The following is a 16,219-nucleotide window of genomic DNA, read 5'->3' on the forward strand; positions in this document are numbered from 1 at the left end:
CTGTCGTAAGTACAACCTTATAACAGTATCATGATTATCTTATGATGAATTATTTTGTCATTCAATAAACAACTAAGTCAGCCCTAGTAATGGTAAATAATACCAACGTTTATTACCTTAACATAAGGTTTACACCATGTTTGATTCATCCATCAATGCAGCACCTTTCAAGCGCTCAATATGCGTTACACTATCAGCTTTATTTTCGTTAACCTTTATGCAGCCAGCTTTAGCTAAGAGTGAGACTATCCAAGTAGCTAACTCAACTAGCATGGCTAAATACTGCCGTGATGATAGTCAGACTCAAGCACGCTCTTATAGATATCAAAGCGAACAACAGCGCCTGTTAAATTGTATGGTCACGCAGTTAAAACCCTATCAACAAAAAGACAAGACAGCCGCTCAACAGTATTTCGCTTATAAAGCGCAAGCGTGGTTGAACTATGCCATTTATCAAGACAGTATGAATAGCCGCTCATCCGCTGGTCAAGTTGCGTTAGAAATGGCAGAGCCTATATTGCAAGCGCTAGATAATGATACGGTACAAGCCTTGAGCCTGTATCAAGATATTCCGTCTACCTCTGCTTTAATGCGTCCTGATCTATGGGCAACTTTAAGCGCGCTTAAAGACGGCGATGGCATAACATCAGCACCACGTGAGATGGCATTTAGTGAAGTGGCTTTAATTTGGGCAGCAACCAATGCTTACGTCAATGCAAATGACTCACAGACCAATGTAGCGCTAGAGAAGTCAATAGTCAGTTATCATAAGCAGTACTCGCCTTTAGATGCGAGCGATGATACTTGCCGTGGACAAGATTTGACGTCTAACCGTTAGAATAGTCGCTGTTTTATTAGAGATATTAATCTGTATTATTTCCAGTCCTATACTAAAAACTAAACATAAAAAAGCCGACCTATTTGTCGGCTTTTTTATGTTTAAAGTAAGCTCAATTAGCGGTTTTTACGTGGCAACTTTTCTGGTAGGTAACAACGTAAATAAGCAATAAATGCTGTATTTGCTTCTTGGATATACTCTTCAGTAATACTCTGATGACGGCGATAAGACAACGTAAAGATAGCATTTACGATGCTATAAGCAATCAACAAGGTATCTTGGATATCGTGGAAGTTTGGCATCTCATAACGCTCTGACAAACGCTTATAGACCAGATCAACGATTTGATGATCCATATCTTCACCAAAGCTGTCACCTTCAAAATCAGGTGTATTGGTGTCATAGATAAGCTTGGCTTTTGTCTCATCGTTATGGAATATCGTAATACAATGATCGATAAGCGCCGTTAAATACCCTTGCCATCTATCATAGTTGCCAATATCGACCGTCTCTACCATCTCTAATATTTCAATCGCATTCAAAAAACGCAATGCTAAAAATATTGCTTCAATATTGGGGAAAAAATGGTAAGCAGAAGCTCTTGGTATGCCCGCTTCTTCACACACAGCCGCTAACGTAATATCGTTAATAGCATGTGTTTCGCTCAATTTTTTGGCACCAGCCAAAAGTTTTTGACGACGTGCACGGCCTTGCTGGCTAGTAAACTTAAACTTATTAGGTACAAGCTTCTTTGCCAATTCCGAATCCACCAACACATCTTCGATCTTTTCGTCTTTGTTATCACTCATTGTAAATCTCTTAATGTTACGCCCTATTTTATAAATATAACTTTCATCGAATAGTAATTATCCTCAAATCAAGGATAGTTGCCTGTTGGCTAAAATATAAAGCCTATATGGTCACTACTATATTCAATGCAGAGGCATCATAAACGCTTGTATAGCATCAAGCAAGGGACATGAATAGGTTAAAAACAATAATACGCTCAGCAATTTAATAGAGCTAACCGTCTAATTTTATAAAGTTAATCTTTGAGTTTTATTTTCGCCCTTATAATACCATGATCGGTCACTCTATCGTCATAGTCCCATTTCAAATGATCATTAAAATAATCGACTCGTTCAACATGACCAAGTGAAAACTTACTATCAGGCAAAAACTCTTCAGAGACAAATAGCTGATCGATAACTTCTGGCATACCTTGATATATATGGGTGTATGCGACATCTTTCATCCAACCATACCGTGCTTGAATACGAGCAGCATCAAAAAGTGCAACATCACGCATACTTTTATCGTAATTAACCTCCCCAGTTTCTGTCATCAACTGAGTAGTCACGCTACCTGTAACATCATTCATATCGCCCAATAGAATCAATGGTTCACGGGTATGTTGCAATCGCTCTATAATAGACATACGGATGGAGGCCGCTTCTGCCGCGCGCATACATAAACTACGAAGCTTGGCGCGAACTCGAATATTTGGATTGTCCATATCTTCTAATAGGTCACCATTTTCGTCTCGTAAGAAAAAAGCACGTTTGCTTTTTAGATGCGCTGTAATAATAGTAATGGGCTGCCCATACGCGTCAACACGTAACACTAATGGAGGACGGTTGAAGCGTTGATAGGGACCGATATCAGGTACATCAATAATGGCTTTTGGTGCTATATCTTCTAGCAAACTGGTTTCTAACTGCTCAAATCGGCTGATAATACCGACAGCAGGTGTATTCTGTGCACCCATGCCTTTGGTATATATACTCGCGTTATCGTTACTTGCAAGTGGAATGACCGCATGTTCAGGCTTGAAACCTAATGAAACAGCCAGCGCCTCTAATGCATTACTATCCCAAACCTCTTGTACTGCGATAATGTCAGCATGCGCTTTAGCCAATAAATCTGTAAGACCTCGCAGCTTATGTTCATAGGCTTTATCGTTATAAGCTGGCGCATTTTCATAATAAGTTCGATTAGGGTTCGCAAAGTTCAGCAAGTTTGCCGTTGCGATATAAAACTGTTTATTGCCTTCAGTGTTATTACTCATATATTCCCCATCGTTCTCATTATTATAGTACATAATATTCACGTATGTGTATACGCTGCAAATTTTATGCCTAAAAAAACTCCCAAAGTTAAGCCTTGGAAGTTTTAAAATAGCATAAATGTTGATAAGTAGATTTACTAATAGAACTAGACATACAATTAATCTATTTTAGGTAATGGTATAGCAACCTCTAATGTTAGCTAATTACTAAATGCATTGGCTGCCAAGATGTTTGACTAACCGTTCTAATAGTTACCTAAACTCTCTTATGATACACGGTGCCATGCATCACGCGATGCTTTACGTGCTTCATTCCATTCCAAACGAGACTCGCCTTTTACTTCGTGCCATGAGCGCTCTAAATCTGCCTCATGATCTTCAAAACGTGCATCTACTGGATAACGAGCACGGTTTGCGTAACCAACTGCATATGCTGGATGCAAGTCACGGTCGAAATCGTATTCTTCTCTATGATAATCTGCATTTGCGTATTCTGCACGCCAGTACGCTTCTTCATGCGTTGGATCAATGGCTTCTGCTGCTGCATGACCTGCACCGCCACCAACGATAGCACCAATAGCACCACCAATTAGCGTACCTAATGGGCCTGCCATTGTGCCGATAGCTGCACCTGCTGCTGCACCGCCTACACCGCCGATACCTGTACCTACTGGATGTGAACCTGGCTCACCGGTAATGATGTCTGCGTTTAAATCTTCTTTTGTCTCTTTTGACATGTGTTTTACTTCACTGCGATCGATAGCATCATGGTTACTCATAGTATTTTCCTTAAATTATTTATTATTTATTGAATTATTTATTTGCTAATTATTAGCGGTCTTACTAAATCCAATTGAAGTATAGAAATTTATAGGTAAGGACAGATAGGCCGATTTTGTAAACTGTGTCCGTATTGCGATTATCTTACGTTACAGCCTGTATCTTTATCACATTTGTGTACGGCAGCCTCATACTTTGAGTAATTATAAATGTACGATCACAATAAATTTACTAAGTAAATCAATCTTATAACGGCATTAGAGACCTTTTGATAGCCTGCTGCCATTTAGCAAGATGTCGCTCACGAGCATCAGCCGACATACTTGGTTCAAACACGCGATCTACCTGCCATGAAGCTTTCATTGTCGATTCGTCATATAGCCCAGTCTTTAAACCTGCGAGTAGTGCTGCGCCCTTCGCCGTAATCTCTGTATCTCTAGGACGCAATACCGGAACACCCAATAAATCTGCTTGAAACTGCATGAGTAAATCATTATTTGCAGCGCCGCCATCTACCCTCAGCTCAGTCAAAGGATGAGGGCTGTCCTTTTGCATAGCGATAAGCACATCATAGGTTTGATAAGCCACGGCCTCCAATGCAGCGCGTGCAATATGTGCCTTAGTAGTACCGCGGCTCATACCAGTGATGCTAGCACTGATATCCGAACGCCAATAAGGCGCGCCCAATCCTGTAAAGGCAGGTAATAGAACAACATCTTCGCTACTGTCTACTTGACGGGCTAGGTCCTCGACATCACTACTCTGCTGAATCATACCCAAATTATCACGCAGCCATTGAACGATAGCCCCTGCCATAAAGACACTGCCCTCTAGGGCATAAGTGACTTCCTTTTTGGGCGGTTGTAGCATGCGTTTTCCTGACTGTACGATTTGGTCAAATGATAAATTGTCCGGACGAATTGGTGATGTTTTACGTTGCCATGCGATGGTGGTTAGTAGCTTATGCTCACTCAATTTTGGCTGTTGGCCAATATTCATCAGCATAAAGCAGCCTGTACCATAAGTGTTTTTGGCCATGCCTGCATCAAGACAACCTTGTCCAAAGAGCGCTGCTTGCTGATCACCCAATACCGCTTGAATGGGTATTTGCTTTGCAAACAGGCCTTTTTTGGTTTTGCCAAAATCGCCGTCGGACGGTAGTACTTTAGGCAATATATGCATAGGTATAGCAAAACGGTCACAAAGTGTCTCTGACCATGCCAGCTTATGGATATCAAATAGCAATGTACGAGAAGCATTGGTCACATCAATGACATGTTCACCGCCTGTGAGCTTATAAATCAGCCAACTATCAATCGTGCCGACCGCTATCTCACCTCTGCTGGCTCGTACACTCAGCTTCGGATTGTTTTCGAGTAACCAAGCAATCTTACTGGCACTAAAATACGGATCTAAACGCAGACCTGTAATACGTTGAACTTCATGTGCCATGTTGACGCTATCAACACCCGGATGCACAGGGTCATTCGTGCTATTGGTAGCGCTTTCAGCAGCAAGCGTCTTACAGTAATTTGCGGTACGCCTGTCTTGCCAAATGATGGCAGGAGCCAGTGGCTTGCCAGTTTGCTTATCCCACATCACAATCGACTCACGCTGATTGGTAATCGCGATACTGGTAACGTCAGTGGCAAGCAACCCTGCCCGATTAATAACATCATGTGCACAGCTAATCTGAGTTTGCCAAATTTGCTGTGCATCTTGCTCAACGAATCCAGCTCTTGGTGTTTGCAGCGTCGTTGGCTGTTGTACCATTTTGATAGGACGCGCATGATCATCGTACAATATCGCTCGACTTGACGTGGTCCCTTGATCCAACGCTAAAATATACCCTGCCATGACACATCCTCTGCTAATATTGTTTATTCTGTTTGATAGCCATTTAGTGACTATTCATTGACTGATTGACTGATTGACTAATGCTTATTGAGCATTTTTTATTTGTTAATTACTGCCTAAATGCTTTCATAATGAGATTAAAAACAAAATCTAACTAAAAATAAATCGCTTGAATCTAAAATACCTTGTTGGCTATGTTGTTACTTATAAACAGATATTTAAAAATTAAATCAATCCTCTATCATACCGCTACTGGTCGCACAATAGGAAACAGCAAAATACTGAGCATTGACCCGTCACCATTGTGGCTCTACAGTGTACCTCTTATGACGAATGACCGCTTTTTAGCGCTTTCAATATAGACGTATTTTTATATTAGAATATGAATGATTTATTTAAGCATCATTCTTTCGCTAGCTAGCAAATAGTCTATAATAGTTCAGCAACTTTATATCCTGAGCAATGAAACTTATCGGTGCTGTTCCTTATTTTATAATACCTTACATTCTAATTAATGGCTTATGTGACTTATGAAATTCATTTTATCAGCGCTACCGACTGCTATGATGACAGTTGCAGTCATGAGTGTGCCTGTCATGACTTACGCGAGCACTGCCGCTGACAGTATAGAAGTATCAGATGATGTTACACCAGTGGCTGTGACACAAATCATAGATGCTGATAGTCCAACTGATAATGATAAACCAGCTTTAGCGCCTTTTCATACAATACCAAACCCTCAAAACTTTGAGTCGCAGGCACTGTCTACGCTTGTTGACCCTATTACACATAAAACAGTCGATAACAGCTACGCACTAGACGTCTCAAGCTTTTTAAGCTTAGAGCAAGCGCAAAAGCTGCTGGTACAAGTATCACCTAAAATTGCTGCCAATCAAGCAGCGATTGCTGCCAGCGAATACCAAACTGACGCGCTCAGAACTATCGACAATCCGCTCGTATTTGCTCGAGTATCTGCCAGTGCCTATCATTTAGATGAGGATATAGACTTATCTTCTCTCAGAAGCGGTATCGTCAACGAAGTAAACAATGGCGTAGATAACATAGTCCCTCCTACAGCAGACCTACCAGACTTTGGTGAGCTGGTCGGTGAGCGTATTCCCGACTCTTATAACTTCAAGCGCTCAGGCTCTACGTCGGGTGCAGGTCTTGGTGTCGTTTGGCCTATTTATACTGCTGGGCGTACAGACGCATTGACTGGCGCCTCGGATGCACGTACACAAGAAGCGATGGCTGATAGCGTACTGGATAAAAATGAGCTTTATAATACGTTAATTGAGCGTTATTTTAAGGCACAGCTAGCGATTATCGCTGCTTACTTACGAGAAGACGCTTACGATACATTGCAACAGACCGACCATATGGCCGAGCGTCTGTTTGAAGAAGGTTTTATCTCACGTGTCGATAGACTAGAAGCACAGTCAGCGCTTGCGGATGCCAAGAGTGAATCCGTCAATGCGAATAATGACGCGCGCCTAGCCATGATTGCGCTACAGCGTCTACTACGTACCGACTACCGTATTAAACCGACCACGCCATTGTTTGTCTCTAGTCGCCCTCTACCAGATGTGAGCTATTTTCAGGACTTGGCACTAAACAACCATCCCGGACTGCAAAAAGTTGCAGCCAAGCGGGCACAGGCTCAGCAATTACATGCGCTATCAGATACGGGCTACAAGCCTACGGTGTTGCTATACGGTTATGGTCAGGTAGAGAAAGATCCAAGCTGGGTCGCTGGTATATCTGCCAGTTGGAAACTATGGGGCGGACTCGATAAAGCCGCATCACTAGCATCCAGTAGTGCCAAAATACGTCAGGCCGATCTCTCTGAGATTGAAGTCAGTGACAATTTATTGCTACTGGTAGAAAAAAACTGGCACGATGTCAATAATGCCCAATCACGCTATCAGGCATTGCAAAGTAATGTTGATTTGGCAGCAGAAGTATTGCGACTACGACGTTTAGGATTACAAGAAGGTGTAAATACTACCGTTGACGTGGTGCAAGCACAAACGCAATCGCTCAAAGCACGTACCGAGCAAGCACAGGCTGCTAATGACTATGTACAGTCACTGGCTGCCCTTATGCAAAGCTGTGGTACGCCACTTGCTTTTAATGCTTATCTCAATGCCGCTGACATTCAATTGCCTACTTTATATACTGAGCAATGATATAACGTGAGAAACCATAGATCGTGCTGATAAACGCTTTGTATTACCATAAAGCCGTCATCGAAAATACTATTACCAACCCTATTACGAACAGCTGCTTTTATGAAAAAATTGACCTCTAAATCGATAAAAAACTGGCTACAGACGTTACTAGAAACGTGGCGTATTGCCAATAATTCTAACGTTTGGGCGCATTGCGCAAGCGTAGGTTTCTTTGGATTCTTATCAATTTTTCCCGTGATGGCTGTGTTTGTCCTACTTTATGGTCTTGCGTTTTCTCCCGCCGAGATGCAAGAGCAAATCTCGCTTTTGAGTCAATTTATACCTGATACAGTATATGAAGTGCTCAACTCCCGTCTGAACGAGTTGGTTTCTACAACTACGTCTGCTCTGACTTTCAGCCTGCTTATATCGTCCTTGCTCGCACTTTATGCGGGCTCTAAAGGTATCAAATCTTTAATTATTCTTATTAACCTTGCGTTTCATATCACTCAAGAGCGCAGTTTTGTACAAAGCACAATTCGCGCAGTTGGTTTGACCTTTGCAGCAGTAGTCGTATTGATTATCGCAGTCTCTTCTATCGCGATTATTCCCTTGGGAGCAGCCTACTTCCCTTTCCCTCAGATAGCAAAGACGATTGCGCTTTGGAGCAGGTGGCCCATATTGACGGGTATCATATTCTTAAGCTTTTTGGGTCTTTATCGCCTAGCCCCAAATCGTGATGCCGTCGCCCTTAAGAAACTGATGCCGGGCGCTGCGTTAGCAACTGTTTTATGGATTATATTGTCCATCTTATTTTCAATTTATGTGCAAAATTTTAATAACTATAGTGCTGAGTTTGGCGCGCTTTCAGCTGCCGTGGTCATTATGCTATGGCTCTATTATTCAGCATTTATCGTCGCTCTTGGTGCTATTTTTAATTCTGAAACCATAGACAACGCCAAGCCTTATGCGTTTCGAGTGTACTAGTAATAAACCCTTTATTTTCAACTTTGTTGCTTTAGGAATCTCATTGTCATGACAGAATTACCACGCGAATCAGACGACTCAAATAAATCAGCTGATGCAACCGAGTCAGTGACCTCTCAAGATACACAAAATTCAGTCGATCCTGTAGAAGACGTGTCTGATATTGAACCAGAGCAACCGACACCTGCTTATAATCGTGACGCCTCTAAAACTGACAAATCTGCGCGTATGAAAAAAGGATTACTTGTACTATTTATACTGATTGTCCTTGGTACGATTGCGTACGGCTTATACAAAAGTAATGCGCATAGCGAGCCAGAAGTTATTACGCTGCAAGGGCAAATGCAAATGCAGCAAACGTCGATCGCTGCAAAAGTACCAGGGCGCATTGCTCAAATTATGGTAACAGAGGGTGATACGGTAACAGCAGGTCAGCAACTGGTGGAGATGGATTCACCTGAGATTAATGCCAAGATTAATCAAGCACGTGCTGGTAAGCAAATCGCGCAAAGCCAATTAGACAAAGCAGAAAATGGTGCGCGCCCGCAAGAAATCGCACAAGCAAAAGCCGCTTGGCAAGCCAATAAAGCCGCGTCTGACTTGGCAGAAAATACCTATCAGCGTGTCAATCGCCTTTACGAAGAAGGACTGATGGCGCGACAAAAGCGCGATGAAGCATATGCTCAATATCTCGCTACTCAAGACCAAACCGAAGCAGCCCGCTTGCAGTATGATCTGGCGCTAGAAGGCGCACGTACTGAAGATAAGTCAGCGGCCACTGCACAAGTCGCACAGGTCGATGCAAAACTCGATGAAGCACTAGTAGCAAAAGAGGAAGCGAACCTAAGAAGTCCTATCGCTGGTATCGTCGATAATGTCATAGTGAGTGCTGGAGAAGTCATCGGTCAAGGGGTTCCGCTTTTGACGTTGGTGGATACCAACGACCAATGGGTGGTACTTAACGTCACTGAGTCTTATTTAAATCAATTTGCTATTGGTCAGACATTTACCGGTACTATCCCAGCGCTGTCATCAGCGGATAAGCCTTATACAAAACAGTTTACCGTCTATGCGACATCGACCTTATCAGACTTTGCCACTTGGCGTCCGACCAACAACGATGATGGTTTTGATGTGCGTACTTTTGAGGTGAAAGCACGACCATCTAAGCCCGATGCCCGTATCCGCTCAGGGATGAGTGTGGTCGTACGTATCAATCCTACTCCTGTCAATCAGAACCAAGAGTAAGCCATGCACTTGACTAAGTTAAGTGAGGCTTTTTTACGAAGTGCAGCCTACGAGCGCCGTTTTTTGGCAAAAAATCATTGGGACTTTAGCATGGTGGTATGGATACCACTGGCAACGGTGCTGCTAATATGGTGGATATTTTCACAGACTCAAATTACCGATTTGCCTATCGGAGTCATCGATCAAGACAACAGCGCTGTTGCCAATACTGCCGTCCGTTACTTAGAGGCCAGTCCTACTTTGACGGTCAGACAGCTGTATTACTCCCAAGCGGATGCAGAGGCTGCGATTTTACAGCGCGATATTTACGCTGTCGTCATTATCCCAGAGGACTTTTCTCGTAATATATTATCGAGCCAGCCTGCTACGTTGACTCTACAAGTCAATGCACAGTACGGTACGCACTCTGGTATTATTCAGGCAGGTGTCCAAGCGGTCGCTAGTACATTATCCGCAGGTGTAGAGATCAAGCGATTGGTCAAACAAGGCGTAGCGCCATCACAAGCGATGACGGCTTATGCGCCTATCAGTGTGCAGCGTATTAGCTTATTCAATGCTGCGACCAACTATCAGCAGTTTTTGGCATCGACTGTCATACCTGCCTTATTACATATATTGGCAATGGTCATTGGCGCAACCACGATAGGCCGCGAGTTACGTGATAAGAATATCGGTCGCTGGTACCGTTTTATTGATACAGGAAAGCCTCATTTAACCTTATCTAAAACTTTAAAAACGACATCTTCGCTATCAACCAAACAAGATAGCAGCAATAACAAAACATCATCGTCAAGCGCAAAAGTGCCCCATTCGGTCAGCCTATCAGTTTTGGTATTTGGCTTATTAGGTAAGTACTTTTGGCCAATACTGGCATATAGCTTGTGGTCAGCGTTGATACTGTGGTTGGCAACGTCCAATCAGAATATCAACATCATGTCTCTCATGGCAGTCTATGCTGGGTTTTTGTGCCTAATGGTATTGTCGTTTTGGCTGGGTGCTATTTTTACTTTGAATTCTTTTTCATTACGTATGGGTCTATCGACTACCGGATTTATTTCAGCGCCTTCTTACGCCTTTGCCGGTGTTACTTTTCCTTATATTGCGATTAGTGATAGCGCGCAATATTGGTCAAATGCCCTGCCGCTAACGCATTATCTCAAACTCCATATTGCACAGTTACAAATGCAAGCACCGATCGCCATATCGCTACCTATCGTCTATGGCCTCATGCTTGCAGCCATAATAGCGCTAATACTTGCGGCACTATTAACCAAACGCGCATTGGCGCATCCTGAACGTTGGGGAGCACGCTAATGTCTGCACAATCAAATAATACACACTCAAAAACTAAATCAACGGTCACGCCAGCATCACAAAGCTTTTGGAACAGTTTTATCCAAACTTTCAAAGACGTTTTTGGCGATAAAGGCGTACTTTTGATGTTGATTATCGCCCCTATCATCTATGGGTTTTTCTATCCTTGGCCTTACTCGTCTGAAGTAGTCAATCATGTGCCAGTAGGTATCATTGATCATGATAACAGTAACTTATCGCGTACTCTCGTTCGCTATGCGAGTGCTAGTCCATATCTAAATACTGAACGATTTATCAATGAGCAGGCTGCCAAAGAAGCCATATGGTCAGATCAAATTGCAGGCTATATGGTGATTCCAGCTGGTCTTGAAGAACAAGTTCAGTCCGGAGAGCAAGCGCACGTTAGCGTACTGGGTAATGGTGGTTATTTTATTTTAAATAAGAACGTCCAATTGGGATTCTCTCAAGCAGTAGGTACGGTATCGGCTGGTATTAAGGTAAAGAAAAGCATTGCGAAAGGCGCTTATGCATCTACCGCAGCGCAGAATACTCAAGCTGTACCGCTACGGATTATGCCACTGTATAACCAAACTGAGGGCTATGGTGCTTATGTCGTACCTGCTGTCTCTGTTATTATCTTACAGCAGACACTTTTAATGGCGACTGCAATGCTGATTGGCACATGGTACGAGCAGCGCCGTCACAGTACCAGTATACGTGGCTGGCTAGGACGTATTGGAGCGCTAAGCTCACTTAGCTTTATCGTTGGCTGCTTTTATTATGGTTGGGCGTTTGAGCTACATCATTATCCACGCGGACAAAACATGCTTGGCACGCTGCTGTTTTTGGCACTATTTTGTCCGACAGTCGCAACGCTCGGCTGCGTGCTCGGATTATGGTTCCGGCAGCGTGAGCGCAGTATGCAGATCTTAATTTTTATCTCCTTACCGATATTCTTCTTAAGCGGCTACCCTTGGCCAGCAGACCAATTGCCTCAAGTATTACAAGTAATACGTTGGCTCGTACCGACTACGCCTGCAATCAATACCTCTGTGCAGCTTAACCAAATGGGTGCCAGTATCTCTCAAGTCTCTATAGGATTTTATGCGTTGGCTGGCTTATGGTTGCTCTATTTTGTTTTATTGCTATTTTTACGCAAGCGTATTCCGCAAAGAAAAGCCTATTTATAAATCCTCAAATTAATGAAATCTATGAGCATAAAAAAAGCGCCTGCACTATTAATAATATAGTAGCAGGCGCTTTTTTATTTATACGATATCAATAGCGGTGGTTTAAAAGACTCGGTTCAAACCATTCAATGCTGCCACACGATACGCTTCTGCCATCGTTGGATAGTTGAAAGTCGTATTTACAAAGTACTCAAGCGTATTGTTGCTCTTACACTTCATCACGGCTTGACCGATGTGAATAATCTCTGAAGCGTGGTTACCGTAGCAATGGATGCCTAGAATTTCTAACGTATCACGATGGAACAATATCTTTAATACGCCCGAACGTTCACCAATAATTTGGGCACGTGCCAGATGTTTAAAGAACGCCTGACCCACTTCATACGGAACTTTTTCATCAGTGAGCTCTTGCTCTGTCTTACCGATACAAGAGATTTCAGGAATCGTATAAATACCAGTCGGTACACTAGATACTGGCTCGGCATCACTATCACCAACCATAAATGCAGCGGCACAACGACCTTGGTCATAGGCAGCAGAGGCTAGTGATGGCCAACCGATTACGTCGCCCGCCGCATAGATATTGTCGACGTCCGTACAGTAAGTGTCATCTACTTTTAGCTGACCACGGCTATTGGCTTTTAGGCCAACGGCTTCTAGGTTTAGGCCCTCTGTATTACCTGATCGACCATTTGACCAAAGAATGGCGTCAGATTTGATGCGCTTGCCGCTCTTTAAGTGTAAAACCACATAATCATCATGAGTCTCAAGATGATCAATCTCTTCATTACTACGGATAAGTACACCGAACTGTCTAAAGTCATGCGCGATGGCATCACTGATTTCGCTGTCTAAGTAGTTGAGCAATTGATCTTGGTTATTGATTAGGTCAACTTTGTAGCCAAGTCCAGTAAAGATAGATGCATACTCACAGCCAATAACCCCTGCACCATAAATGATGATTTTCTTGACCACATAATCCATTTGCAAGATTTTGTCAGAGTCAAAAACGCGTGGATGATTAAAGTCTAAAATTTCAGGACGGTAAGGACGACTACCGACAGTAATGATGGCTTTATTGAAAGTGATGGTTTCGTACACATTTTCATCGACTTCAATACGTAGCGTATGTGCGTCAATGAAACTTGCCCAACCTTGGATGACTTCGATACGGTTGCGCTCATAAAAACGTGTATGGGTACTGACTTGACGACGAATAACTTGACGCGCCTTAGCCAATACTTCATTTAGCGGTACTTGCTTATATTCCATCGCCTTGGTAAACATTGGATCGCGGCGGAAATTAATCAAGTTAAATACAGATTGGCGCAGTGCTTTACTTGGAATTGTACCGACGTGAGTAGAGTTACCCCCTACTTGATCACGCGGATCGACGACAACAACTCTTTTACCAGATTTAGTCAGCTTCATAGCAGCGGCTTCACCAGCAGGCCCCGCCCCTAAAACAACGGCATCATACTCATACTCATGGTCGTCACTTTTTAGACGACGAGAGTCTTTGGTAAAGCCAGACTTAATATCGATTCGTGTGTCATCGAGCGGATTCACTAAGTCAGGATGATGCATGACATCATCAGTCACTTGCTCGTGAGTCTGCTCTATCTTTTCTTTTTTGTTCTTACCTTCGGTATGTTCAGGGCTTGGCACGTGTCCGCTAGATTTATTTGATACTTCGGTATGAATATCTTTACCAGTATCATTGGTCTCGTCGCTTGCACTTTTACTTACCATGATGTCCTCTTTATATTTATTTATCGAGTAAATGTTTGAGATATAAATGAATCAATATGTAGATGAGTTAGTATCATGTAGATAAATGAATACCGCCCTACTAAGGCATGACCACCATACGTTGTGACAGTATGTTTTGCAATGTCCAGTGACCAGTGGCACTCTGTTGCCCTTCATCAATCTGCGGGCGGGCGCTAATAATGTACTCTGTACCAAGGGTTGGTTTGAAGTCGTCGATCCAGTCATAAGGAATCTGGAATACGCTACCGTCTTTAGACTTAGCAAGTAGGCACTGCATTGGTAACTCTGAAGCACAAGCCACACGGTTTGGCATGACGGTCAGTGTTTGCGCCTCTCCCAATACAATACTTGGAATATAGCGCGGCTCAGGTACTGGATCCTTTGCAAATGGTGATGTTTGACAAGCACTCAATAAAGTCGCTGCACTGATTAAACCTGCCAGCAACAACGATGGCTTTATAGATTGATAGGCTGAAATCATAGTATTCTCTATATGATAATTATCTAGGATGAAATGATGTATGTTTATTAGTGTTTTTTGCGCATTTATTAAAGCTGCCTGAACACTTATTAATACCGATTGAACAGATACTGTTTAAGCTGACATTCATTATCCAATACGGCGTTTGAGACCTGTCATCTGCAAAATACGCGTGGCAATCTCTTCAACAGACATCTCTGATACATCTAAGCTTGGGATACCGTGCGTGATATAAATACCCTGAATCGCGCGCTGCTCTTGCTGGCATTGCTGATAGCTAGAATAACGACTGCCTGCACGGCGCTCTTGACGGATTTTTACTAAGCGATCAGTATCGATGAGCAAACCAAACAGCTTGTCTTTGTGCTCACGTAATGCTTTTGGCAACTGATTGTCGTACAAGTCATCTTCAGTCAAAGGATAGTTAGCCGCTCGAATACCGAATTGTAATGCTAAGTATAAAGAAGTCGGCGTCTTACCAGAGCGCGACACACCCACCAGAATAATATCGGCTGCATTGTAGTGACGAGTACGCGCGCCATCGTCATTGTCTAAAGCAAAATGAACTGCATCGATACGCTCTTTATAGGTCTCAGAGTCGACATCATCATGCGCATGCCCTGAATGACCATCTGGCTCTACACCAGTCTCTTCTGCAACACGGCCAATCAGACCTTCATACATATCTAAATTACAACTATGCGCTGAGTTAATCTTTTCGCGAATCTCAGGATTGACGATCGTATCGAAAACCAATGGCAACGACCCATCGCGCTGATACGCCATATTGATTTGTTCAACCGCATCTTCCGCACGCTCTAAGCTATCGACGTATGGCAATACTCTTGTTTCAAAGGGAACTGAGGCAAACTGACTCAAAATAGCGCGTCCAAGTGTCTCAGCCGTAATCGCTGTGCCATCTGAGATAAAAAACGCCGTTCTAATCGCCTGTGAGCTGTCCAAGTTTAGCGCATGGCGATTTTGGATAGTGGACTTAACTTGTTCAGATGGATTGCTTGAGTACATATCGTTGACACCTCGGTTGAAAACTCAATAATGACCTTCATTTAGTTTTTGGTATAGATCTTAGTAATAATTCAGACTTGGTAAATGTTTAGCAGTTATTGACTATTAATGGCGTGAATTTTACTCGGCTTCTTATAGCTGCCTTTATAACTCGTATAACTAAGTTTTATAACTGCCTTCTTAAAACGAACCTTTTTCAGCACCTATACCGCACATTTAATATGCAATGCGCATCAACTATCTATGCGCTACATTATACGCATATTAGCCTCTTAATAGAAATCAATGTTACAGGCGTACACTTAGGACCAACATTGTTTTTCATCTTGTCACCATAGTTAATTCACCTTTCATTGAGGTATTTTTTTATGCTTCTTCTATTATGCTTTGTTTATACAGATACATAAGATTGAAACATAAATTATAGAAATACTCTAAATGTGGCTTATTGGAATGTATCTATTTTATGCAGTAATTGGCTTTTAT

The 16,219-nt window shown here is 42.7% G+C and carries 13 protein-coding genes; 6 read left to right on the forward strand and 7 right to left on the reverse strand.

Going from position 1 to position 16,219, the window contains the following annotated elements; translation table 11 throughout:
* Window positions 1-136 precede the first annotated feature (136 nt).
* Window positions 137-838 (forward strand): hypothetical protein, encoded by a 702-nt coding sequence (locus ACI2IW_RS01155; protein ID WP_404692369.1) that lies wholly within the window; start codon window positions 137-139, stop codon window positions 836-838.
* Between the two features lie 116 nt (window positions 839-954).
* Here the strand turns inward: ACI2IW_RS01155 and ACI2IW_RS01160 are convergent, their stop codons facing one another.
* The 4 genes from ACI2IW_RS01160 to glpK form a co-directional block, all read right to left on the reverse strand.
* The gene (locus tag ACI2IW_RS01160; protein WP_101205430.1) at window positions 955-1,647 is read right to left on the reverse strand and encodes a TetR/AcrR family transcriptional regulator; all 693 of its coding nucleotides are present in this window, start codon (window positions 1,645-1,647) and stop codon (window positions 955-957) included.
* A gap of 236 nt (window positions 1,648-1,883) precedes the next feature.
* Window positions 1,884-2,906, reverse strand: a complete 1,023-nt coding sequence (locus ACI2IW_RS01165; protein ID WP_404692370.1) for an endonuclease/exonuclease/phosphatase family protein — start codon at window positions 2,904-2,906, stop codon at window positions 1,884-1,886.
* A gap of 266 nt (window positions 2,907-3,172) precedes the next feature.
* Window positions 3,173-3,685: a hypothetical protein gene (locus ACI2IW_RS01170; RefSeq protein WP_165597173.1), complete on the reverse strand. Its 513-nt coding sequence runs from the start codon at window positions 3,683-3,685 to the stop codon at window positions 3,173-3,175.
* 247 nt (window positions 3,686-3,932) lie between these two features.
* Window positions 3,933-5,543: a glycerol kinase GlpK gene (gene glpK / locus ACI2IW_RS01175; protein ID WP_404692371.1), complete on the reverse strand. Its 1,611-nt coding sequence runs from the start codon at window positions 5,541-5,543 to the stop codon at window positions 3,933-3,935.
* 530 nt (window positions 5,544-6,073) lie between these two features.
* Here glpK and ACI2IW_RS01180 point away from each other — a divergent pair.
* The 5 genes from ACI2IW_RS01180 (at window position 6,074) to ACI2IW_RS01200 (ending at window position 12,453) form a co-directional block, all read left to right on the forward strand.
* A complete protein-coding gene (locus ACI2IW_RS01180; protein ID WP_404692372.1) occupies window positions 6,074-7,732 on the forward strand; it encodes a TolC family protein in 1,659 nt (552 codons plus the stop codon).
* A gap of 102 nt (window positions 7,733-7,834) precedes the next feature.
* Window positions 7,835-8,701, forward strand: a complete 867-nt coding sequence (locus ACI2IW_RS01185; RefSeq protein WP_404692373.1) for a YihY/virulence factor BrkB family protein — start codon at window positions 7,835-7,837, stop codon at window positions 8,699-8,701.
* 48 nt (window positions 8,702-8,749) lie between these two features.
* On the forward strand, window positions 8,750-9,949 hold the full coding sequence (locus ACI2IW_RS01190; RefSeq protein ID WP_404692374.1) for an HlyD family secretion protein: 1,200 nt from the start codon (window positions 8,750-8,752) through the stop codon (window positions 9,947-9,949).
* A gap of 3 nt (window positions 9,950-9,952) precedes the next feature.
* Window positions 9,953-11,263 (forward strand): ABC transporter permease, encoded by a 1,311-nt coding sequence (locus tag ACI2IW_RS01195; RefSeq protein ID WP_404692375.1) that lies wholly within the window; start codon window positions 9,953-9,955, stop codon window positions 11,261-11,263.
* Window positions 11,263-12,453: an ABC transporter permease gene (locus tag ACI2IW_RS01200; protein WP_404692376.1), complete on the forward strand. Its 1,191-nt coding sequence runs from the start codon at window positions 11,263-11,265 to the stop codon at window positions 12,451-12,453. Before ACI2IW_RS01195 ends, ACI2IW_RS01200 begins: the two co-directional genes overlap by 1 nt.
* A 102-nt stretch (window positions 12,454-12,555) precedes the next feature.
* Here ACI2IW_RS01200 and sthA read toward each other — a convergent pair whose 3' ends face one another.
* The 3 genes from sthA to ACI2IW_RS01215 all read right to left on the reverse strand — a co-directional run bounded on the left by sthA (window position 12,556) and on the right by ACI2IW_RS01215 (window position 15,733).
* Window positions 12,556-14,205 carry a Si-specific NAD(P)(+) transhydrogenase gene (gene sthA / locus ACI2IW_RS01205; RefSeq protein WP_404692377.1) on the reverse strand — a complete coding sequence of 550 codons (1,650 nt, stop codon included), beginning with the start codon at window positions 14,203-14,205 and terminating at the stop codon, window positions 12,556-12,558.
* A 100-nt stretch (window positions 14,206-14,305) separates the two neighbouring features.
* Window positions 14,306-14,707 (reverse strand): DUF4377 domain-containing protein, encoded by a 402-nt coding sequence (locus ACI2IW_RS01210; protein ID WP_404692378.1) that lies wholly within the window; start codon window positions 14,705-14,707, stop codon window positions 14,306-14,308.
* 129 nt (window positions 14,708-14,836) lie between these two features.
* Window positions 14,837-15,733, reverse strand: coding sequence for a pyruvate, water dikinase regulatory protein (locus ACI2IW_RS01215; RefSeq protein ID WP_101205440.1), 897 nt, complete (start codon window positions 15,731-15,733; stop codon window positions 14,837-14,839).
* Window positions 15,734-16,219 lie beyond the last annotated feature (486 nt).

This window comes from Psychrobacter sp. NPDC078501 (assembly GCF_044900935.1).
Classification (GTDB): Bacteria; Pseudomonadota; Gammaproteobacteria; order Pseudomonadales; family Moraxellaceae; genus Psychrobacter.

Coding starts and splice junctions, on each gene's coding strand:
- ACI2IW_RS01160 (WP_101205430.1), bottom strand. CDS start 1,647: ATGAGTGATAACAAAGACGAAAAGATCGAAGATGTGTTGGTGGATTCG.
- ACI2IW_RS01200 (WP_404692376.1), top strand. CDS start 11,263: ATGTCTGCACAATCAAATAATACACACTCAAAAACTAAATCAACGGTC.
- ACI2IW_RS01180 (WP_404692372.1), top strand. CDS start 6,074: ATGAAATTCATTTTATCAGCGCTACCGACTGCTATGATGACAGTTGCA.
- ACI2IW_RS01215 (WP_101205440.1), bottom strand. CDS start 15,733: ATGTACTCAAGCAATCCATCTGAACAAGTTAAGTCCACTATCCAAAAT.
- ACI2IW_RS01210 (WP_404692378.1), bottom strand. CDS start 14,707: ATGATTTCAGCCTATCAATCTATAAAGCCATCGTTGTTGCTGGCAGGT.
- ACI2IW_RS01195 (WP_404692375.1), top strand. CDS start 9,953: ATGCACTTGACTAAGTTAAGTGAGGCTTTTTTACGAAGTGCAGCCTAC.
- ACI2IW_RS01185 (WP_404692373.1), top strand. CDS start 7,835: ATGAAAAAATTGACCTCTAAATCGATAAAAAACTGGCTACAGACGTTA.
- ACI2IW_RS01190 (WP_404692374.1), top strand. CDS start 8,750: ATGACAGAATTACCACGCGAATCAGACGACTCAAATAAATCAGCTGAT.
- ACI2IW_RS01155 (WP_404692369.1), top strand. CDS start 137: ATGTTTGATTCATCCATCAATGCAGCACCTTTCAAGCGCTCAATATGC.
- ACI2IW_RS01170 (WP_165597173.1), bottom strand. CDS start 3,685: ATGAGTAACCATGATGCTATCGATCGCAGTGAAGTAAAACACATGTCA.
- glpK (WP_404692371.1), bottom strand. CDS start 5,543: ATGGCAGGGTATATTTTAGCGTTGGATCAAGGGACCACGTCAAGTCGA.
- ACI2IW_RS01165 (WP_404692370.1), bottom strand. CDS start 2,906: ATGAGTAATAACACTGAAGGCAATAAACAGTTTTATATCGCAACGGCA.
- sthA (WP_404692377.1), bottom strand. CDS start 14,205: ATGGTAAGTAAAAGTGCAAGCGACGAGACCAATGATACTGGTAAAGAT.